Annotated in this window: 22 protein-coding genes and 1 riboswitch; of the genes, 8 read left to right on the plus strand and 14 right to left on the minus strand. The window is 71.3% G+C overall.

Annotated features, from left to right (window positions below; translation table 11 throughout):
* Nucleotides 1-3 precede the first annotated feature (3 nt).
* From ABTZ59_RS18765 to bioB, 9 genes are all read right to left on the minus strand, one after another.
* Entirely contained in the window at nt 4-495 is a 492-nt protein-coding gene (locus ABTZ59_RS18765) for a DUF6328 family protein (protein ID WP_351401465.1), read from the minus strand.
* A 117-nt stretch (nt 496-612) separates the two neighbouring features.
* Nucleotides 613-1,152 (minus strand): G/U mismatch-specific DNA glycosylase, encoded by a 540-nt coding sequence (mug, locus tag ABTZ59_RS18770; RefSeq protein WP_351401473.1) that lies wholly within the window; start codon nt 1,150-1,152, stop codon nt 613-615.
* A gap of 7 nt (nt 1,153-1,159) precedes the next feature.
* Nucleotides 1,160-2,593, minus strand: coding sequence for an adenylosuccinate lyase (gene purB / locus ABTZ59_RS18775; protein WP_351401488.1), 1,434 nt, complete (start codon nt 2,591-2,593; stop codon nt 1,160-1,162).
* A gap of 59 nt (nt 2,594-2,652) precedes the next feature.
* Complete coding sequence (locus ABTZ59_RS18780; RefSeq protein WP_351401502.1) at nt 2,653-3,534, minus strand: SGNH/GDSL hydrolase family protein; 882 nt, start codon at nt 3,532-3,534, stop codon at nt 2,653-2,655.
* A 97-nt stretch (nt 3,535-3,631) separates the two neighbouring features.
* The gene (locus ABTZ59_RS18785) at nt 3,632-4,645 is read right to left on the minus strand and encodes a hemolysin family protein (RefSeq protein ID WP_351402409.1); all 1,014 of its coding nucleotides are present in this window, start codon (nt 4,643-4,645) and stop codon (nt 3,632-3,634) included.
* Nucleotides 4,645-5,979, minus strand: coding sequence for a hemolysin family protein (locus ABTZ59_RS18790; RefSeq protein WP_351401517.1), 1,335 nt, complete (start codon nt 5,977-5,979; stop codon nt 4,645-4,647). Before ABTZ59_RS18790 ends, ABTZ59_RS18785 begins: the two co-directional genes overlap by 1 nt.
* Before the next feature lie 116 nt (nt 5,980-6,095).
* Entirely contained in the window at nt 6,096-6,821 is a 726-nt protein-coding gene (gene bioD / locus ABTZ59_RS18795) for a dethiobiotin synthase (protein WP_351401533.1), read from the minus strand.
* A gap of 3 nt (nt 6,822-6,824) precedes the next feature.
* Entirely contained in the window at nt 6,825-8,114 is a 1,290-nt protein-coding gene (locus ABTZ59_RS18800; protein WP_351401547.1) for an adenosylmethionine--8-amino-7-oxononanoate transaminase, read from the minus strand.
* Nucleotides 8,107-9,261: a biotin synthase BioB gene (bioB, locus tag ABTZ59_RS18805; protein WP_351401556.1), complete on the minus strand. Its 1,155-nt coding sequence runs from the start codon at nt 9,259-9,261 to the stop codon at nt 8,107-8,109. Before bioB ends, ABTZ59_RS18800 begins: the two co-directional genes overlap by 8 nt.
* A gap of 142 nt (nt 9,262-9,403) precedes the next feature.
* Here bioB and ABTZ59_RS18810 point away from each other — a divergent pair, with 142 nt between their 5' ends.
* Complete coding sequence (locus ABTZ59_RS18810; protein ID WP_351401570.1) at nt 9,404-10,555, plus strand: 8-amino-7-oxononanoate synthase; 1,152 nt, start codon at nt 9,404-9,406, stop codon at nt 10,553-10,555.
* A gap of 30 nt (nt 10,556-10,585) precedes the next feature.
* Here the strand turns inward: ABTZ59_RS18810 and ABTZ59_RS18815 are convergent, their stop codons facing one another.
* Together ABTZ59_RS18815 and ABTZ59_RS18820 are read right to left on the minus strand one after the other, a co-directional pair.
* On the minus strand, nt 10,586-10,792 hold the full coding sequence (locus tag ABTZ59_RS18815) for a DUF397 domain-containing protein (protein WP_351401580.1): 207 nt from the start codon (nt 10,790-10,792) through the stop codon (nt 10,586-10,588).
* 8 nt (nt 10,793-10,800) lie between these two features.
* Nucleotides 10,801-11,655: a helix-turn-helix domain-containing protein gene (locus ABTZ59_RS18820; RefSeq protein ID WP_351401589.1), complete on the minus strand. Its 855-nt coding sequence runs from the start codon at nt 11,653-11,655 to the stop codon at nt 10,801-10,803.
* A 256-nt stretch (nt 11,656-11,911) separates the two neighbouring features.
* Between ABTZ59_RS18820 and ABTZ59_RS18825 the strand changes: the two genes are divergently transcribed.
* On the plus strand, nt 11,912-12,352 hold the full coding sequence (locus ABTZ59_RS18825) for an ATP-binding protein (protein ID WP_351401600.1): 441 nt from the start codon (nt 11,912-11,914) through the stop codon (nt 12,350-12,352).
* 122 nt (nt 12,353-12,474) lie between these two features.
* On the opposite strand, the gene ABTZ59_RS18830 is transcribed toward ABTZ59_RS18825, so the two are convergent.
* Both ABTZ59_RS18830 and ABTZ59_RS18835 read right to left on the minus strand, forming a co-directional pair.
* The gene (locus ABTZ59_RS18830; RefSeq protein ID WP_351401617.1) at nt 12,475-12,948 is read right to left on the minus strand and encodes a C40 family peptidase; all 474 of its coding nucleotides are present in this window, start codon (nt 12,946-12,948) and stop codon (nt 12,475-12,477) included.
* A 3-nt stretch (nt 12,949-12,951) separates the two neighbouring features.
* Nucleotides 12,952-13,123, minus strand: a riboswitch (cyclic di-AMP (ydaO/yuaA leader).
* Nucleotides 13,124-13,464: 341 nt separating this feature from the next.
* A complete protein-coding gene (locus ABTZ59_RS18835) occupies nt 13,465-14,112 on the minus strand; it encodes an ATP-dependent Clp protease proteolytic subunit (protein WP_351401628.1) in 648 nt (215 codons plus the stop codon).
* Between the two features lie 186 nt (nt 14,113-14,298).
* Between ABTZ59_RS18835 and ABTZ59_RS18840 the strand changes: the two genes are divergently transcribed.
* The gene (locus tag ABTZ59_RS18840) at nt 14,299-14,613 is read left to right on the plus strand and encodes a type II toxin-antitoxin system Phd/YefM family antitoxin (RefSeq protein WP_351401639.1); all 315 of its coding nucleotides are present in this window, start codon (nt 14,299-14,301) and stop codon (nt 14,611-14,613) included.
* A 17-nt stretch (nt 14,614-14,630) separates the two neighbouring features.
* Here ABTZ59_RS18840 and ABTZ59_RS18845 read toward each other — a convergent pair whose 3' ends face one another.
* Nucleotides 14,631-15,635 (minus strand): ABC transporter permease, encoded by a 1,005-nt coding sequence (locus tag ABTZ59_RS18845; RefSeq protein WP_351401644.1) that lies wholly within the window; start codon nt 15,633-15,635, stop codon nt 14,631-14,633.
* A 177-nt stretch (nt 15,636-15,812) separates the two neighbouring features.
* Here ABTZ59_RS18845 and ABTZ59_RS18850 point away from each other — a divergent pair, with 177 nt between their 5' ends.
* The 5 genes from ABTZ59_RS18850 (at nt 15,813) to ABTZ59_RS18870 (ending at nt 19,588) form a co-directional block, all read left to right on the plus strand.
* Nucleotides 15,813-16,433, plus strand: coding sequence for a TetR/AcrR family transcriptional regulator (locus tag ABTZ59_RS18850; protein ID WP_351401660.1), 621 nt, complete (start codon nt 15,813-15,815; stop codon nt 16,431-16,433).
* Nucleotides 16,434-16,569: 136 nt separating this feature from the next.
* Nucleotides 16,570-16,872, plus strand: coding sequence for an urease subunit gamma (locus ABTZ59_RS18855; RefSeq protein WP_351401674.1), 303 nt, complete (start codon nt 16,570-16,572; stop codon nt 16,870-16,872).
* A 16-nt stretch (nt 16,873-16,888) separates the two neighbouring features.
* The gene (locus ABTZ59_RS18860; RefSeq protein WP_351401704.1) at nt 16,889-17,200 is read left to right on the plus strand and encodes an urease subunit beta; all 312 of its coding nucleotides are present in this window, start codon (nt 16,889-16,891) and stop codon (nt 17,198-17,200) included.
* Nucleotides 17,193-18,914: an urease subunit alpha gene (locus ABTZ59_RS18865; protein WP_351401727.1), complete on the plus strand. Its 1,722-nt coding sequence runs from the start codon at nt 17,193-17,195 to the stop codon at nt 18,912-18,914. The genes ABTZ59_RS18860 and ABTZ59_RS18865 overlap by 8 nt, the downstream gene beginning before the upstream one ends.
* Complete coding sequence (locus ABTZ59_RS18870; protein ID WP_351401747.1) at nt 18,914-19,588, plus strand: urease accessory protein UreF; 675 nt, start codon at nt 18,914-18,916, stop codon at nt 19,586-19,588. The genes ABTZ59_RS18865 and ABTZ59_RS18870 overlap by 1 nt, the downstream gene beginning before the upstream one ends.
* The last annotated feature ends 48 nt before the right edge of the window (nt 19,589-19,636 follow it).

A 19,636-nucleotide genomic window follows, 5' to 3' on the forward strand; every position in this document is an offset into this window, starting at 1 on the left:
GTGTCATGGGGCCGGGCGACGCAGCGCCCTCGGGAGGACGAACCACAGACCGGTGAACAAGGTGAGCGTGACGGCCGTGATCGCGACAGCGGCGGTCAGGCCGAGAACGACGTCCATGAGCAGGAGAACAACGCCGTTGAGCGCGAGGGCGAGGAAGACCAGCCCGATCTCGGCGAGCCGCGCCGACAGGGCGACGATCCGGATCTTGGCACCCCGGTGGAACAGCCCGCGGTGCAGCGCGACCGGAGTCGCGAGTACGGCCGAGGAGACCACCGTGAGCAGCAACGTCACCACGTAGGTGGCGCGTTCGAAGTGATCGAGGTGCAGAAACCGGCTCGTGAAGGCCACGCCGAGAAGGAAGGCGAAGACGATCTGCACGCCGGTCTGCACGACCCGCAGTTCCTGCAGAAGTTCGAGCAGGTTGCGGTCGGCCCGCTCCGCGGCCGTTTCCCAACTCAACGGAGACGGATCGCCACCCGGCGCGATATGAGACATGAGCCCATTGTTCTCCGGCCGCCCGGTCACATCACGCGGCGCACCGCGGCGCGCCCGAAAGGCCCCGGGTGGTGCCCCGTGACGTCGAGGAGCGGCCCGCCCGCCCGGTCCGCGCCGTTACGCGGCCATCGCGGCGGCCCGCAGCCGCGCGAATTCCTCCGCCATCGTCCGCGCCGTCCAGTGCGCGTTCAGGCCGCTCGGGTTGGGCAGGGCCCAGATCCTGGTGTCACCCAGCGTCCGCTCCTGCGGTCCGATGCGCGCCTTCTTGTCGTCGAAGGCCGTCCGGTACGCCGTGATGCCCGCCACCGCCAGCCAGTTCGGCCGCAGCCGCGCCACCTTCGCCGCGAGGAGACGGCCGCCCTCACGGAACTCCTCGTCGGTCAGTTCATCGGCCCGCGCCGTGGCCCGTGCCGCCACATTGGTGATGCCCAGGCCGTAGGTCAGCAGCTCGTCCTGCTCGGCGGGGCTCAGCTGCCGCGGGGTGAAGCCGGACAGATGCAGCACCGGCCAGAACCGATTGCCGGGGCGGGCGAAGTGGTGGCCCGTGGCCGCTGACATCAGGCCCGGATTGATGCCGCAGAACAGCACACGCAGACCGCCCGCGACCACGTCGGGGATGACGCGGTCCCGGGCGGCTTCCAGTTCCCCGGGCCTCATCCGGAGGTCACAGAATCGAGCCCGGCGTATAGCCCGCGGCCTCCGGGTGGCGCTTCACGATCTCCTCGATACGGGACACCACCGTCGCGATCTGGTCCTCCGCCGCGCCCGTGAAGGAGAGCTTGTCCGCCATCAGCGCGTCCAGCGCGGCCCGGTCGAGCGGCATGCGGTCGTCCGCGGCCAGCCGGTCGAGGAGTTCGTTGCGCTCGGCGCCGTGTTCGCGCATGGCGAGGGCCGAGGCCACGGCGTGCTCCTTGATGACCTCGTGCGCGGCCTCACGGCCCACCCCGGCCCGTACGGCGCCCATCAGCACCTTGGTCGTGGCCAGGAACGGCAGATAGCGGTCCAGTTCACGCGCCACGACCGCGGGGAACGCGCCGAACTCGTCGAGGACCGTCAGGAAGGTCTCCAGCAGTCCGTCGAAGGCGAAGAACGCGTCCGGCAGCGCCACCCGGCGGACCACCGAGCAGGAGACGTCGCCCTCGTTCCACTGGTCGCCCGCCAGCTCGCCGGTCATCGACGCGTAGCCGCGCAGGATCACCATCAGGCCGTTGACCCGCTCGCAGGAGCGCGTGTTCATCTTGTGGGGCATCGCGGAGGAGCCGACCTGGCCGGGCTTGAAGCCCTCGGTGACCAGTTCGTGCCCGGCCATCAGCCGGATGGTCCTGGCGACCGAGGACGGCGCCGCCGCCAGCTGCACCAGCGCGGTCACCACGTCGTAGTCGAGCGAGCGGGGATACACCTGGCCGACGGAGGTGAAGACCTGGGCGAAGCCCAGATGACCGGCGACGCGCCGTTCCAGCTCGGCGAGTTTCGCGGTGTCCCCGCCCAGCAGGTCGAGCATGTCCTGCGCGGTGCCGACCGGGCCCTTGATCCCGCGCAGCGGGTAGCGGCCGAGGAGATCGTCCAGGCGTCCGTACGCGACGAGCAGCTCGTCCGCGGCGGTCGCGAACCGCTTGCCGAGCGTCGTGGCCTGCGCGGCGACGTTGTGCGAGCGGCCGGCCATGACCAGCTCCCCGTACTCGCCCGCGAGCTTGCCGAGCCGGGCGAGCACCGCGACCGTACGGTCCCGCGACAGCTCCAGGGACAGCCGGATCTGGAGCTGTTCGACGTTCTCCGTCAGATCGCGGGATGTCATCCCCTTGTGCACCTGCTCATGGCCGGCGAGCGCGTTGAACTCCTCGATGCGCGCTTTCACATCGTGCCGGGTGACCTTCTCGCGCTCGGCGATCGACGCCAGATCGACCTGGTCGAGGACGCGCTCGTAGTCGGCGAGTGCGGACTCCGGCACCTCGATCCCCAGGTCCCGCTGGGCGCGCAGCACGGCGAGCCACAGCTGACGCTCCAGCTTCACCTTCTGCTCGGGCGACCACAGCACGGCCAGCTCCGTCGAGGCGTAGCGGCCGGCAAGGACATTGGGGATACGAGGCTTGGCAGTCACGTGAACGAATTCTATAGGCGGTTTGTGCAGGCCGGCGCCGCGGGCGGGCTCGTAGGTTGCTACGGAAGGCCGCGCGCGCCGGAGCCGGGCTCCGGGATGTCGTGGGCCCCCGGTGTCCCGTTCGCCGCCGCGTCGTACGTCCCGGGCGTCTCGTAGGTCCCGGGCGTCCCGGGCGACTCGTACGGCAGCAGCTCCGGCCGCTTCGCGGGCCGGCCGTCCCCCGAGGAGCGCCCCGTGACCCGGCGCATGATCCACGGCCCGAGATGCCGCCGGGCGAACCGGAGGTCGCTCGTCCGTCGCGCGGGCCATCCCACGGGCACGGCCGGCGGCAGCTCCGCGCGCCAGTCGTCCCGCGCGTCCAGCCCCAGCGTCTGCCAGACGGCCTCGGTGACCCGGCGATGGCCCTCATCGGTCAGATGCAGCCGGTCCGCGTCCCAGAGCCGCTGATCACCGAGCACCGGAGCCCCGTACAGATCCACGACGAGCGCGCCATGGCGCGCGGCCAGCTCATCCACGAAGGAGAACAGCTCCTCCATCCGTGGCCGGAACCGCTCCATCACCGGGCCGTTCCGGCCGGGGCTGCGCATCAGCACCAGCTGTCCACAGGCCGGGGCGAGCCGTTCCACCGCCTCGGCGAGCAGTCCGCGCACCCGCCCCATGTCGACCTTCGGCCGCAGGGTGTCATTGAGCCCGCCGACCAGCGTCACCAGATCCGGTTTCATCGCGGCGGCGACATCCACCTGCTCCGCGACGATCTGGCCGATGAGCTTTCCGCGTACGGCGAGATTCGCGTACCGGAACCCGGGGGTACGGGCCGCGAGCCGGCCGGCGAGCAGATCCGCCCAGCCGCGGTACGAGCCGTCGGGGAGAAGGTCGGACATGCCCTCCGTGAAGGAGTCACCGACCGCGACGAAACTGGTGTAGTTGGCATTCATCTCCATGGCGGAGCGATCGTACCGCTCGGTATGGACCGCGCCCCAAGGGGCCCAGGGCCTTCCGTTCTGATCAGGCCGCCCGGCGGGATCCGGACGAAAGGCCCTACGTGTGCCTGCCCACCAGCTCGCGCAGCACGTCCTCCATCGTCACCAGCCCTTCGAGCCTGCCCTCCTCGTCCTCGACGGCGGCCAGATGGGTCCGGCTGCGGCGCATCGCCGTCAGTACGTCGTCCATCGGGGTCGTGGCCCGTACCCGCGCGATCGCCCGCATCCCCTGGACCGGGAACGGTCCATCGCGCGGTACGGCGTCCAGCGCGTCCTTCACATGGAGATAGCCGAGGATCCGCCGCGCGGTGTCCACCACCGGGAAGCGCGAGAATCCGCTCTCCACCGCCAGGCTCTCCAGCCCCTCCGGGGTGATCCCGAGCGGCGCGGTGACCACCCGCTCCAAGGGCATCACCACCTCGCGCACCGGCTTGCGTCCCAGCTCCAGCGCGTCGTGCAGCCGCTCGGCCGCCCGGTCGTCCAGCAGCCCCGCGTGCCCCGCGTCCGTGACCAGACGGGCCAGCTCGTCGTCGGAGAAGGTGGCGCTCACCTCGTCCCTCGTCTCCACCCGGAGCAGCCGCAGCAGCGCGTTGGCGAAGGCGTTGACCGTGAAGATCACCGGGCGCAGCGCCCGCGCCAGCGCGACCAGCGGCGGGCCGAGCAGCAGCGCCGCCCGCGCGGGACCGGCCAGGGCGACATTCTTCGGCACCATCTCGCCGAGCAGCATGTGCAGATAGGTGGCCACGGTGAGCGCGATCAGGAACGAGATCAGATGCACCAGCCCGTGCGGCACCCCCACCGCGTCGAAGACCGGCTCCAGCAGATGCGCGATGGCCGGCTCGGCGACGATACCGAGCACCAGCGTGCACAGCGTGATGCCCAGCTGCGCCGCGGCCAGCAGCGCCGACACATGCTCCAGCCCCCAGATCACGCGGCGCGCGCGCCGGTTACCGGCCTCCGCCTCCGGCTCGATCTGGCTGCGGCGTACGGAGATCAGGGCGAACTCGGACGCGACGAAGAAGGCGTTGACGACCAGCGTCAGCAGACCGGCGAACAACTGGAGTGCGGTGATCATCCCTCCTCCTCGCCGTCCTCGGCCGGGGACGGGGGCGCGCGCAGCAGCAGCCGGGCCGCGCGCCGCCCCGTGGCGTCGACGACCTCCAGCTCCCAGCCGTCCAGTACGAGACGGTCGCCCTCGGCGGGGATACGGCCCAGCTCCGTGGCGACCAGACCGGCGAGCGTCTCGTAGGGCCCCTCCGGCATCCGCAGTCCGACGGCCCTCAGCTGGTCGGCCCGCGCCGCGCCGTCCGCCGACCAGAGCCCATGGCCCTCCGCGTCCTCGCCCAGCAGCGCCAGACCGGGGATCTCCTGCGGATCGTGCTCGTCGCGCACCTCGCCGACGACCTCCTCGACGATGTCCTCCAGCGTCACGACGCCCGCCGTCCCGCCGTACTCGTCGACGACGACGGCCATGGCGGCGCCGCCCGACAGCCGGTCGAGCAGCTGGTCCACCGTCAGGGTCTCCGGCACCCGCAGTGGTTCGCGCAGCAGCCCGGCCACCGGCTGCCGGGGCCGCCGGTCGGCGGGGAGCGCCAGTACGTCCTTGATGTGCGCGGTGCCGACGACGGTGTCGAGACTGCCCCGGTAGACGGGAAAGCGCGACAGGCCGGTGGCGCGGCTGGCGTTGGCGACATCCTCCGCGGTGGCGCGCACATCGAGGGCGATCACCCGCACCCGCGGGGTCATCACGTTCTCGGCGGTCAGCGCGGACAGGCTGAGCGTCCGTACGAACAGCTCGGCGGTGTCCGCCTCCAGCGCGCCCTCCTTCGCGGAGTGCCGGGCCAGGGCGGCCAGCTCCTTCGGTCCGCGCGCGGACGCCAGCTCCTCGGTGGGCTCAAGGCCGAACCCGCGCACGATCCGGGTCGCGGTGTTGTTGAGATGGCCGATGAACGGCCGGAAGACCGCGCTGAAGTACCGTTGGGGGGTGGCCACCACCTTGGCGACGGCCAGTGGCGACGAGATCGCCCAGTTCTTCGGGACCAGCTCGCCGACGATCATCAGGAAGACGGTCGACAGCGCCGTACCGATCACCAGCGCCACCGAGGAGGAGACGGCCGGGGACAGCCCCACGGCCTCGACCGGTCCGCGGATCAGTTCGGCGATGGACGGCTCGGAGAGCATGCCCACCACCAGATTGGTCACGGTGATCCCCAGCTGGGCACCGGAGAGCTGGAAGGTGAGGCTCCGTACGGCCTTCAGCGCACCCGCCGCGCCCCGCTCCCCGCGCGCGGCGGCCCGTTCCAGCTCCCCGCGCTCGACGGTGGTGAGGGAGAACTCCGCCGCTACGAAGGCCCCGCAGGTGAGCGACAGCAGCACCGCCACGATGAGCAGAAGCACCTCGGTCATCGATTCACCTCCGTCCCAGGATCGGTCAGCCCCAGGATCGGTCAGCGAGGGGAGGATCGCGCGACGTCGGCCGTCCGGGGGCCGCCTCCCGGCGGGTCAGCGGTCGCCCGGCGGTTTCATACGCTCGCCGCCGCCACGTCCCGCGCGAACGTCCTCGCGTCCCACCGTCCGGCCAGCCCGGGCGCCAGCCAGGACGCCGCGCGCTCGCGGAACTCCCCGGGAGTCAGGGCGCCCGCGCCCGCCGGCACCGCGCCCAGCAGCGGCGCCCCCGCGCACTGGGGCAGATCCGTCAGATTGCAGCGCGCCGCGAGGTCGGGCACGGCCGGCCAGCTGCCGATCACGACCCCCTCAAGCGTCAGCGACCTCGCCCGCAGCGCCTCCGCGGTCAGCGCGGTCATATTGAGCGTGCCGAGCCCGGCGGGGGCCACCATCAGGACGGGGGCCGCCAGCAGCCGGGCCGCGTCCGCGAGCGTCGCACCCGTCTCGTCGAATCGTACGAGCAGTCCGCCCGCGCCCTCGACCAGCACCAGATCATGCTCGGTCGCCAGCTTCTCGGCCGCGTCGGCGATCTCCTCCGGCCTCACCGGCGCCGCGCCGGCCCGCCGCGCCGCGGTCGCCGGGGCCAACGGGTCGGGGAACCGCGCCAGCTCGACGGCGGTGACGGATCCCGCCAGCCGGGCGACCTCGGCCACGTCCCCCGCCATGTCCGGCCCCAGCCCGGTCTGCGCGGGTTTGAGGACCGCGACCGTACGCCCACGCGCCAGCGCGACCGCGGCCACCGCCGCCGTGACGACGGTCTTGCCGATCTCCGTCCCGGTCCCCGACACGATCATCACCGGCATGCTTCAGCCCTCTCTCGCCGCCGCCGTCACCGCGCGGCAGATCCGTTCGACATCGCGGTCGTCCGTGACATACGGCGGCATCGTGTACACCAGATCGCGGAACGGCCGCAGCCATACGCCCTCCCGGACCGCCGCCCGCGTCGCGGCGGCCATGTCCACCGCGTGGTCCAGCTGGACGACGCCGATGGCGCCCAGCACCCGTACATCCCGTACGCCGGGAAGGGACGCGGCCCCCGCGAGCCCGTCCCGCAGGCCCGCCTCGATCCGCTTGACCTCCCGCGCCCAGTCCTGGTCGAGCAGCAGCTCGACCGAGGCGCGGGCGACCGAGGCGGCCAGCGGATTGCCCATGAACGTCGGTCCGTGCGCCAGCACCGGGACCTCGCCGCGCGAGATGCCCTCGGCCACCCGTGCGGTGCACAGCGTTGCCGCCATCGTGAGATACCCGCCGGTCAACGCCTTGCCGATACACATCACATCGGGCGAGACGCCGCCCTGCTCGGCGGCGAAGAGCGTCCCCGTGCGTCCGAACCCCGTCGCGATCTCATCGAGGATCAGCAGGACGTCGTGCTCGTCGCACGCCTCCCGCAGCACCCGCAGATACGCGGGGGAGTGGAACCGCATCCCGCCCGCGCCCTGTACCACCGGCTCGACGATGACCGCGGCCAGTTCGTCCGCGTGCCGGGCGATGAGCGCGCGCAGGCCTTCGGCGTACGGCTCCTCGTAGCCGACGGGCGGCGCGTCCGCGAAGATCTGCCGGGGCAGCACCCCCGACCAGAGGTCATGCATCCCGCCGTCGGGGTCGCACACCGACATCGGCTGCCAGGTGTCGCCGTGGTAGCCGCCCCGCCAGGTCAGCAGCCGTCGCTTCGCCGGGCGGCCCACCGAACGCCAGTACTGGAGACACATCTTCACCGCGACCTCGACCGACACCGAGCCCGAGTCGGCGAGGAACACATGGCGCAGTGGCTCCGGCGTGATCTCGACGAGCAGCGCCGCGAGTCGCACGGCGGGCTCATGGGTGAGCCCGCCGAACATCACATGGCTCATACGGTCCAGCTGGCCGTGCGCCGCCGCGTTGAGCACGGGGTGGTTGTAGCCATGGATCGCCGACCACCAGGACGACATGCCGTCGACCAACTCGCGCTGTCCATGGGCGGGTTCGGCGAGCCGCAGCCGTACCCCGGACGCGGACTCCACGACCAGCGGTTCGGCACGGCCGGGCATGGGGCCGTACGGATGCCAGACATGGGCCCGGTCCAGGGCCAGCAGTTCACCGGCGGACAGGTCAGGCATTGGGCGCCAGGTCGGTACCGGCGCCGCGGCGGCGTACGGTCACCAGATCCGTACGGGGTGCCCCGCCGTCCGTGGCCCGCTCGCGCGCGTCGTCCGGAGCGGACTGCCCGGGTTCGTCCCCGCCGCACGGGCCGCATCCTCCGCGACGGTGCTCGGGCAGCGTGGTCGTGTCCGCGCCCTCCACCTCGAAGCCCGCGTCCGCGATCATCTCCAGGTCCGCCCGGCCCTCCTGGCCCTCGCTGGTGAGATAGTCCCCGAGGAAGATCGAGTTGACCAGATGGAGCGCGAGGGGCTGCATCGAGCGCAGATGCACCTCGCGCCCGCCCGAGAGCCTGACCTCCACATCGGGGCAGACGAACCGCGTCATGGCCAGGATGCGCAGACAGTGCTGCGGGGTGAGGTGCCATTCCTTGGCGAGCGGCGTCCCCTCGAACGGGATCAGGAAGTTGACCGGCACCGAGTCCGGGTCCAGCTCGCGCAGCGAGAAGACGACATCGACCAGATCCGCGTCACTCTCCCCCATACCGGCGATCAGCCCCGAACACGCGGACAGCCCGGCGGTCTGCGCCCGCCGCACGGTGTCCACCCGGTCCGCATAGGTGTGGGTGGTGGTGATGTCGCCGTATGTGCCCTCGGACGTATTGAGGTTGTGGTTGTACGCGTCGGCGCCCGCGGCCCGCAGCCGCTCCGCCTGGCCGTCCGAGAGCAGCCCGAGGCAGGCGCAGATCTCGACGTCCTCGTTCTGCTCCTTGATCGCCTCGATGGTCCGCGAGACGCGGTCGACATCCCGGTCCGTCGGACCCCGGCCGCTCGCGACCAGACAGACCCGCTTCGCCCCGCCCGCCACGCCGGCGGCCGCCGCCTTCGACGCCTCGTCGGGCTTCAGCCAGGTGTACTTGAGGATCTCGGCCTTGGAGCCGAGCCGCTGCGAACAGTACGAGCAGTCCTCGGGGCACAGCCCGGACTTCAGATTGACCAGATAGTTGAGCTTCACCCGCCGCCCGAACCACTGACGGCGCACCTTCCCGGCCGCGGCCACCACGTCGAGCAGCTCATCGTCGGAGGTCGCCAGTACGGCGAGCGCTTCTTCGCGGGTCGGCGGCTCGCGCCGCAGGCCCTTCTCCACCAGCGTGTTCAGCAGGTCCATGGTGCTGATCCTGGCCCACCGAGGACGTCCGGGGAAAGGAGGAACTCCACAACACCGCCGGATCGAGGTGTGTGTATGACCACACCCTGACCCGGTCGCCACACGGTTAAGGTCTGTGCGCTGCCTACAAAAGGACCCGACCATGGAGCGCGACCCCTTCGGCTGGACCGACGACGAGGCGCGCCGCCGTGAACGGTCGGGTCTGGTCCGTACGCTCCGGCCGCGCCCGGCCGAATCCGAGCTGCTCGACCTGGCGAGCAACGACTACCTGGGGCTCACCCGCCACCCCGCGGTGACCGGCGCTGCCGCGGCGGCCGCGCGCCGGTGGGGCGCGGGCGCCACCGGCTCCCGGCTGGTCACGGGCAGCACCGAGTTGCACGCCGAACTGGAACGTGAACTGGCCGCGTTCTGCGGCTTCGAGGCCGCGCTCGTCCTCTCCTCCGGATACGCGGCCAATCTGGCCGCCCTGACCGCGCTCACCGCCCGCGACTCGCTGCTGCTGTCCGACGCGGACAATCACGCCTCGATCGTGGACGGCTGCCGGCTCTCGCGCGCCGAGACCGTGGTCGTACCGCACGCCGACCCCGAGGCCGTACGCAAGACACTCGACGCGCGGGCCGGGCGGCGGGCGCTGATGGTGAGCGACGCGGTGTTCTCGGTGGACGGCGACGCGGCGCCGCTCGGGGAGCTGGCCGAGGTCTGCCGTACCCGGGGCGCGGCCCTGCTCGTGGACGACGCGCACGGTCTGGGGGTGCTCGGGGCGGGGGGCCGGGGCACGCCGGACGCGGCGGGCATCGCCGGGGCGGACGGTGTGGTGGCCACGGTCACGCTCTCCAAGTCCCTGGGCAGCCAGGGCGGCGCGGTACTGGGCCCGGCACGCGTCATCGGCCATCTGGTCAACGCGGCCCGTACGTTCATCTTCGACACCGCACTGGCGCCGGCGGCCGTCGGCGGCGCGCTGGAGAGTCTGCGGCTGCTGCGCCGGGAGCCCGCCAGAGCGGACCGGGCGCGGGAGGTGGCCCGTACGCTGCACCGGCTGCTGACCGGGGCGGGTCTGACGGCCGTACGACCGGACGCCGCCGTGGTCTCCGTACGGGCGCCGTCACCCGAGGCGGCGGTGCGCTGGGCCGCGGAGTGCCGGGCGGCGGGGCTGGTCGTGGGCTGCTTCCGTCCGCCGTCGGTGCCGGACGGCGTCTCCAGGATCCGGCTCACTGCCCGTGCCGATCTGACGGATCAGCAGATCGGCACGGCGGTGGACACGATCGTCGCGCTCGCACCCGAGGGTACGGGCTGAGCCGACCGGGCCCGGCGGGTCGGCGAGCGGTCAGTGCGTCGGCGCCTCGGCGCACAGCGCGGAGACGAAGGAGGTCCAGGCGTCCGCGGAGAAGGACAGATGGGGTCGGGTCACTTCCTTGGAGTCACGTACGGTCAGTCCGCCCGCGTCGCTGGGGGCGCACTCCACGCAATTGTTCGCGCCGGTGCTGTAGCTGCTGCGATGCCATACGTGTGGCGATGTCAGGTGGGGGGTCATGATGCTCCCTAGGCGCCGTCACCGATCCCGGCGATGAGATCCAATGATTCCTCTGTCGAGAGGGCATGCGCCTGCATAGTGCCGAACGCCGCGCAGTACGCCTCAAGGTCTTCTTTCCGCTCCAGATAGAGGCTATTCGTCAAATGGTCGAGAACGACCAAATCCAGATCAGTAATGTGCGGAAACGAGAAGATAACGAAAGGGCCGGTCAGTCCCACATAGCCACCGGCCGTGAACGGCAGCACCTGTAGACAGACATGCGGAAGCCGCGCCAGCTCCGAGAGCCGTAGCAACTGCTCCCGCATCACGCCCGGCCCGCCCACCTGACGGCGCAGAACCGCCTCGTCCAGCACGGCGTGCAGTTCCATGGGTATGTCGGTGCGCAGCACCTCCTGGCGGGCGAGCCGCACCTCGACCAGGGAGTCGACCGTCGCGGCGGGCAGTCCGCCGAGCGCGGCACGCGTCACGGCGCGGGCGTACGCGGGGGTCTGGAGCAGCCCGGGGACCACGGAGGTCTCCAGCGTGCGCGCGGTGCGGGCCTGGGACTCCAGGCTGATGAAGTCCCGGTACTGGGGCGGGATCACGCCGCCGTACGCCATCCACCACCCCTGCCCCTTGTTGGTGGTGCCCGCCAACGCGCCGAGCAGCAGCCGCAGTTGTGGATCGATGACGCCGAGCGCGTCGAGCAGCCCCGCCAGATCCTCGTCCTTCACCCCGCTGACGCCCGTCTCGATCCGGCTGACCTTCGACTGATGCCAGCCGAGCAGCCGCGCAGTCTGACCGCTTGTCAGTCCCGCGCTCTGCCGCAGCTTGCGCAATTCCTCACCGAGCCTGCGCCGGCGCACCTCTGGAATATGCCGCATGAATGATTGCCTTCCCGCCCTGTGCCGGCCGCCCCCTTGGGTGCCGCGGCGGAGAAGATATCTTTCCCTCGCCCAAATACGGTCTCGCGTTGCAGAGTTCACCGCTTTGAGCGACAGATATATGCAGATCTCGGTGGATCGGCCCTGGGAACGGCGCGATCAGTGGCAGGCTGGCGCGAAGCACGGTCCGAGGCCCTCCGCGCAGTCATCCGCTCTGTGCCGGAGCCAGGCCCGGCGGGAAAGGGACGGCGTCGCCATGGCAGACCACCAGGAAGCATCCATCACCCTGCCGAGCGAACCCGCCTCGGTCACCGCGGCGCGAAGATACGTCGTGGACCTGCTGGCCGAGTGGGGGCTGCCGGCACAGGAGGACATGGCCGAGACGGTTCGGCTGATCGTCTCGGAGCTGGCCACCAACGCGGTGCAGCACACCCTCGGCCAGTCACCCACGTTCACCGTGGAGATCCGGCTCGAACGCGACGAGCAGCTGCGCGTCGGCGTCACCGACAGCCATCCCCGCTGGCCGCAGCGGCTGCCCGCGGCGGTGCAGCAGGACAACGGCCGCGGCATGGTGATCGTCCGCTCGCTCACCGCCGAGCAGGGGGGAGCGCTCTCGGTCACCCCGACCCCGGAGGGCGGCAAGACGGTCTGGATCGTCCTGCCCTGGGCGGTCCCGGTCACCGCCGACGCGAGCTGACCCCGGCCGGACGAGGGCCGTCCCCGCAGGGGCGGGGGCGGCCCTCCCGACGCGTCGTCAGCGTCCGTACGTCCGGGGGCTGGGGGCTGTGGGGGCGGAGGGGCCGGTGTCGGCGGCCGGGGTCAGTTCACCCGGCCGTACAGAACGCTCCGGGTCCAGATCCGTTCCAGCCTCACCAGCGCCCCGGTCTTCGGCGAGTGCCAGATCTTTCCCCGGCCGGCGTAGATCCCGACGTGGTAGACGCTGTTGCCCCAGTGGAAGAACACCAGATCTCCCTTGCGCCGTTCGGAGGGCGCGATATGGCGGGAGTTGTTGTACTGCTGCTGGGCCGTGCGGGGGAGCTTCTTGCCGGCCTTCTTGTACGAGTAGAGCGTCAGCCCGGAGCAGTCGAAGCGATGAGGCCCCGTGGCTCCCCACCGATACGGCGAGCCTTCCTTCGAGGCGGCGATCTTGAGGGCCTTGGCCGCGCGCGTGGCGGCCTCGGCCTCGGACGTGGCGCCGGGCACGAGCATCGTGCCGCCGAGCGCGGCGAGTGTCAGGACCGAAACGGCGCCGGTCCTGGACAGCAGAGACGGGACAGTCGTCTGCGCGGTCATGTGCAACCCTTCGTCAGCCGCCTGTGAAGGATGACCTGTCGGGTTCGGGCTGGCGAAGTTGCCCGGCCGCTCTCACGGCTTCACCCCGAGGGACGACCACAACGGGCGTCGTCCCGTACTGCCTGGGTCCTCCACTCCTGCCGATCCACTCCTGTCGACCAGGCATCCGGTGCGGCGGCAGGACTCGGCGTCCGCCCGGACCGCCCCGCCGCGGTGGCGGGGGCTTGTCGTCCCACGGATCTTGACGCAGGAACAGGTGGATATCCGAGACAAAACGACATATGTGAAATTCATCACGGATCGTCCGAAAGGGTGGCGAAGGGGTGTGTCGCGCCCCGGCCCGCGACCTGATGAGGCCCGTACCCGCACGGGAGTTGGGGGGCACTTCACCGATCCGGTCGCTCCGCGCAACTTGCGTCCTCTTACGCGTCCAGTCAGTTCATACGCCGAACGTGCGAGTCGTTCCCGTATGGGGGGCGTCCATACGGGAACGACTCGCCGCCCCGGCACCGGTGTTCATCGCCCGCCGAACGGGGCGCGCGGCGTGTTGAGGGACGTCTTGCGGTTCTGTACGACGTGATCGAGCAGCCCGTACGCCTTGGCGGCCGGCGCGTCGAAGATGGTGTCCCGCTCGATGTCCTCGGTGATCCGCTCCGTGCTCTGCCCGGTGTGCCGCGCCAGCATGGAGGTGAGCAGGGATCGCAGTCGGAGCATCTCCTTCGCGTGGATGGCCAGATCGGACGGCTGTCCCTGGACCGGCTCCTCGATGGCGGGCTGTTGGAGGACGAGCCGCGCGCCTGGCAGTGCCAGCCGCTTGCCCGGCGCCCCGGCGGCCAGCAGCACGGCGGCGGTCGAGGCCGCCTGGCCGAGGCAGATGGTCTCCACGTCGCAGGTGACGATCTGCATCGTGTCGTAGATCGCGGACATGGCGCTGATCGACCCGCCGGGGGAGTTGATGTAGAGGGAGATGTCCTGGTCGGGCGCGGCGTATTCGAGATGGATGAACTGCGCGATCACATCGTTGGCCGCGGTGTCGTCGACCGGGGTGCCGAGGAAGATGATCCGCTCTTCGAGGAGCTTGGAGTACGGGTCGAGGGTGCGGGTCCCGTTGGACGTCCGCTCGGTGAACTCGGGCAGGACGTAGCGGGCTGAAGGACGGTTCATGGCATGCCTCTCCTTGGACGCGGGGCTCACGACTCTCCGTAGAAAATGTACAGGACGTACAGAACATAGAGGCGTGTATGCCGGGAGAGACCCTCGGGCGTGGGGAAGTGCGGCGGTCGCGTACGGCCGCCCTCGGCCTCCGCCGATCGAACCCTCGCGGTGCGGCGCCCTCTTAAGCTGGGGAGCATGGCCTACGAGATTCCGGTGACCCAAGCCCGGGCAGAGCTCGCCGATCTGATCAACCGCGTGGTGTACGGCGGTGAGCGTGTGGTGGTGACCCGGCACGGGAAGCCGCTGGTCGCGCTGGTCTCCGCCGCCGACCTGGAACGGCTTGAGAGCGAGCCGGACGCGGCGGACGAGCAGGTGATCAGCTCGGTCTCGGCCATCCGGCCCGTACCGTCCGTTCCCGGTGAGCGGCGGCGGTTCGGGATCGCGGCGGAGCATCGGCCCGACCACCATGGCCCCGAGGGCGGTGACCGGCCTCCGGGCCATGGCGGGTAAGGCCGCCGCTTCGGGTCTCAGCCGGCCGGTGCGGGTTCCGCGTCGGCGTTGTTCCGCGCCGGGGCGGTCATCGGCCGTCGGCTCCGGCCGGTCACGAGCAGTGCGACCACTCCGAGCGCGGCCCAGAGCGTGAGGGTGAGCAGCGGGGTCCCGGCGGCGGCCCCGTCGAAGAAGGCGACCGAGCGGAGCAGTGAGCCACCGGCGCCCGGGGGCAGCCACTGACCGAGCAGCCCGGCGGGCTCCGGCAGCAGCTCGGGCGCGCTCGTCACCCCCGCGAAGGAGTTGCCGAGGAGCACCATCGTCAGGCCCCCGAGGGCCAGGCCGGCCCTCCCGAGGAGCGCCGCGAGCCCGGCGATCCCCGCGCTGATGGCCAGGACGGTCAGCCCGATCGCCCCGGCCTCCGTCCACCAGTCACCGGTGAGCACCCTCAGCCAGCTGTGCGCCAGCGCGGTGGCGGTGATCCCCACCAGCGCCGAGGCGGCGGTCAGGGTGATCGCCGCACGTGCTCCGCGCAGTCCCAGCAAGGTCACGACCGCGCCGCCGCCGACGCCCGCCAGCGCCATCGGCAGGATGCTCGCGCCCAGCGCGCTCCCGCGCGGATCCGCGGGGGCCGCCGCGACGACATCGGTGACCGGTACCCGGGTGCCCGCCGGGGCCTGGGCCGTCACCGCCTCGGTGAGCAGTTGGGCCACCATGGGGCTCGCCGCCGTGGCCGTCAGCAGGTGTGGCCCCCGCTGGGTGACAATGACGGCTCCGTATACGACCCGGTCCTCGATCGCCCGGCGGGCGGCGGCCTCGTCGGGGTAGCGGTGCGGGGCGAAGGCTCCCGCGCGCTCCTCGAACCGCTGCTCCAACTGGTCAGCCGCGGCGGCCGGTCCGGCGATCCCGACCGGCAGGTCGCGTGGCGCGATCCGGGCGGCGGGCCAGGAGAAGGCCCAGAGTGCGACGGCCACCGCGACGGGTATCAGGATGATCACCGCGATCATGCGCCGGGGCGTCTGATCTCTTGCTGTGCCGGACATGCGGCTCCTCGGTCTCTGGTTTCCGTGATTCCCGCGCGGGTGGTCCCGCGCGAGGACGCTCCGTGGGACGCGCGTCTCGCGGGATCTAAGCGAAGGATCGTTCGTTCTGCGTACGGCGCCACTGTGCGGAAGGGGGCGGCGCTTGTCAAGAAGGAATGTTCGTTTTACCTTGACGCCATGGCTCGTGTATCCCAGGAACATCTCGACGCCCGCCGCCGCCAGATCCTCGACGGCGCGGCGCGCTGCTTCGCCCGCAACGGCTTCCACGCCACGTCGATGCAGGATGTCCTGCGCGAGGTCGATCTCTCCGCCGGTGCCGTCTACCGGTACTTCGGCGGCAAGGAGGAGCTGATCGCGGCCATCGTCACCGAAGCGCTCGACACCGTCCGGGACTCGTTCGAGGAAGCGGCGCTCCAGCGGCCCCCCGGGCCCCCGGACGAGCTGATCGCCGGGGTGATGGAGCGGGTGCTCGCGGGGCGCGGCACGTGGCACGGCGAGAACGGCTTTCCGCGGCTCCTCATACAGGTGTGGACCGAGACGCTGCGCAACGACAAGCTCGCGGCGCTGATGCGCGATGGCTACGACAGGGTGCGCGAGGCGTGGGTCAAGGTGGTCGAGGCGTACCAGGAGGCGGGTCTGATGCGCGCGGACATCCCCGCGCCCGATGTCGCCAGGACCATGGTCGCGGCGGCCCAGGGGTTCGCCGCGCAGCAGGCGCTCTTCGGTGAAGTGCCCATCGAGGTGCTGCGCAACGGCTTGCGTGGCCTGATGTCCATGGGTGAGCAAAAGATCAGTTAACGCGCCGGAAAAACTTCCGCCCTAACGTGCGATGCCTGGCCCCGAACACCCCGATGATAGTTCAACAGAGTGTTGAAGTTGGCTGGAGTTCCGCTGCGCCCGGCCGTCACCGGGCCGGAGACGATGAGGTGGAAGCGTGCAACTGACCCCGCACGAGCAGGAACGCCTGCTCATCCATGTGGCCGCGGATGTGGCGGCCAGGCGAAGGGAGCGCGGACTGCGGCTCAACCATCCCGAGGCGGTCGCCCTGATCACCTCGCACATCCTCGAAGGCGCCAGGGACGGCCGTACCGTCGCCGACCTCATGGCCTCGGGACGCGAGGTGCTCGGCCGGGCCGACGTCATGGAAGGCATCCCCGAGATGATCCACGACGTCCAGGTGGAGGCCACCTTCCCGGACGGTACGAAGCTCGTCACCGTCCATGACCCGATCGTCTGACGGGGGAGCGCGGCCGATGATTCCCGGGGAGATCCTGTACGCCGACGGTCCGATCACACTCAACGAGGGCCGCGAGGTCACCGCGCTGACCGTTCTCAACACCGCCGACCGGCCCGTCCAGGTCGGGTCCCACTACCACTTCGCCGAGGCCAACCCGGGTCTGGAGTTCGACCGGGCCGCCGCGCGCGGCAAGCGGCTGCATATCGCCGCCGGTACCGCCGTGCGCTTCGAACCCGGCATCCCCGTCGATGTCGTCCTCGTACCCCTCGCCGGTCTGCGCGTCGTGCCCGGCCTGCGGGGAGAGACCGGAGGTGCCCTCGATGACTGAGCTGTCCCGCGCCGGATACGCCGATCTGTTCGGCCCCACCACCGGCGACCGGATCCGGCTCGCCGACACCGATCTGCTCGTCGAGATCGAGGAGGACCGCTCCGGCGGACCGGGACTCGCCGGGGACGAGGCGGTGTTCGGCGGCGGCAAGGTGATCCGCGAGTCGATGGGCCAGTCCCGTACGACCCGGGCCGAGGGCGCGCCCGACACCGTGATCACCGGCGCTCTGATCATCGACCACTGGGGCGTCGTCAAGGCCGACATCGGGGTACGGGACGGCCGGATCACCGGAATCGGCAAGGCCGGCAACCCCGACACCATGGACGGCGTCCACCCCGACCTGGTCATCGGGCCCGAGACCGAAGTCATCGCGGGCAACGGGAAGATCGTCACCGCCGGTGCGATCGACGCGCATGTCCACTTCATCTCGCCGACCGCCGTCGAACAGGCGCTGGTGAGCGGAGTCACCACGCTCGTGGGCGGCGGCACCGGACCGGCCGAGGGGACGAAGGCCACCACCATCACCCCGGGAGCCTGGCATCTCGCGCGGATGTTCGAGGCGCTGGAGACCTTTCCCGTCAATATCGGGCTGCTCGGCAAGGGCAACACGATGTCCCAGGACTCGATGCGCGCCCAACTGCGCGGCGGGGCACTGGGGTTCAAGATCCACGAGGACTGGGGCGCCACCCCCGCCGTGATCGACGCGTGTCTGCGGGTCTGCGAGGAGTCCGGGGCCCAACTCGCCATTCACACCGATACGTTGAACGAGGCGGGCTTTGTCGGCGACACGCTCGCCGCCATCGCGGGCCGCACCATTCACGCGTACCACACCGAGGGCGCGGGCGGCGGGCACGCCCCCGACATCATCACCGTGGTCGGCGAGCCGTACGTACTGCCCAGCTCCACCAACCCGACCCGGCCGCACACCGTCAACACCATCGAGGAACACCTCGACATGCTGATGGTCTGCCATCATCTCAATCCGGCCGTGCCCGAGGATCTCGCCTTCGCGGAGTCCCGTATCCGGCCCTCCACCATCGCGGCCGAGGACATCCTGCACGACCTCGGAGCCATCTCGATCATCTCCTCCGACGCCCAGGCCATGGGACGGATCGGTGAGGTGATCACGCGCACCTGGCAGACCGCGCACGTGATGAAGAAGCGCCGCGGTGCCCTGCCCGGCGACGGCCGCGCCGACAACCATCGAGTCCGGCGCCATGTCGCCAAATACACCATCAACCCGGCGGTCGCGCAGGGACTCGACCGGGAGATCGGCTCCGTCGAGACCGGCAAACTCGCCGATCTGGTGCTCTGGGACCCGGCCTTCTTCGGCGTCAAGCCGCAGCTCGTCCTCAAGGGCGGACAGATCGCCTACGCGCAGATGGGCGACGCCAACGCCTCCATCCCCACCCCGCAACCGGTGCTGCCCCGGCCGATGTTCGGCGCGCTGGGCCGCGCGGCGGCGGCGGGCTCGGTCAACTTCGTCGCGCAGGCGGCGATCGAGGACGGACTGCCCGAACGTCTCGGTCTGGCGAAGAGGTTCGAAGCGATCGGCAACACCCGGGGGGTCACCAAGGCGGACATGCGGGAGAACGACGCACTGCCGCGCGTCGAGGTCGATGCCGACACCTTCACCGTCACCATCGACGGCGAGCCGGTGGAACCCGCGCCCGCCGCCGAACTCCCGCTGGCCCAGCGTTACTTCCTGTTCTGATGAACCGCGCCGCACTGCTCGTACTCGCCGACGGCCGGTTCCCCGCGGGTGGTCACGCCCACTCCGGCGGGGCCGAACCGGCCGTCAGGGCGGGGCGGATCCATGACGCCCCCAGCCTGGCCGCGTTCTGCCGGGGCCGGCTGCACACCAGCGGACTGACGGCGGCGGCCCTCGCCGCCGCGGCGGCCGGGGGCCTCGACACGCTGGAGCTCGACGAGGCCGCCGACGCCCGTACGCCCTCACCCGCGCTCCGGGCGACCGCGCGCAAGCTCGGCCGGCAACTGATCCGCGCCGCCCGCGCCACCTGGCCCAGCGATGAACTGGAGGCGCTCGCCGCCGCCCGGCCGCGCGGTGCGCACCAGCCCGTCGTCCTCGGCCTCACCGCGCGCTCCGCCGGGCTCGCCCCCGAGGACGCCGCCTACTGCGCGGGGTACGAAACGGTCAGCGCTCCCGCGACCGCGGCCGTACGGCTGCTGAGCCTCGACCCCTTCGAGGCCACCGCCGTCCTCGCCCGCCTCGCGCCCGAACTCGACCGGGTCGCCGGGCGGGCCGCCGAGCTGGCGGGGCGGGCGGCGCGGGACGGTCTCGACGCGCTGCCCGCCGCCTCGGCCCCGCTGCTCGACATCACCGCGGAGGCGCACGCGGGGTGGCCGGTGCGGCTGTTCGCCTCGTAACACCCGCCCCCGACTCCTCCCGCCCCCTCCCGTCCCCTTCCGCCCCCG

It is taken from the genome of Streptomyces sp. NPDC094034 (genome assembly GCF_040303865.1).
GTDB lineage: Bacteria > Actinomycetota > Actinomycetes > Streptomycetales > Streptomycetaceae > Streptomyces.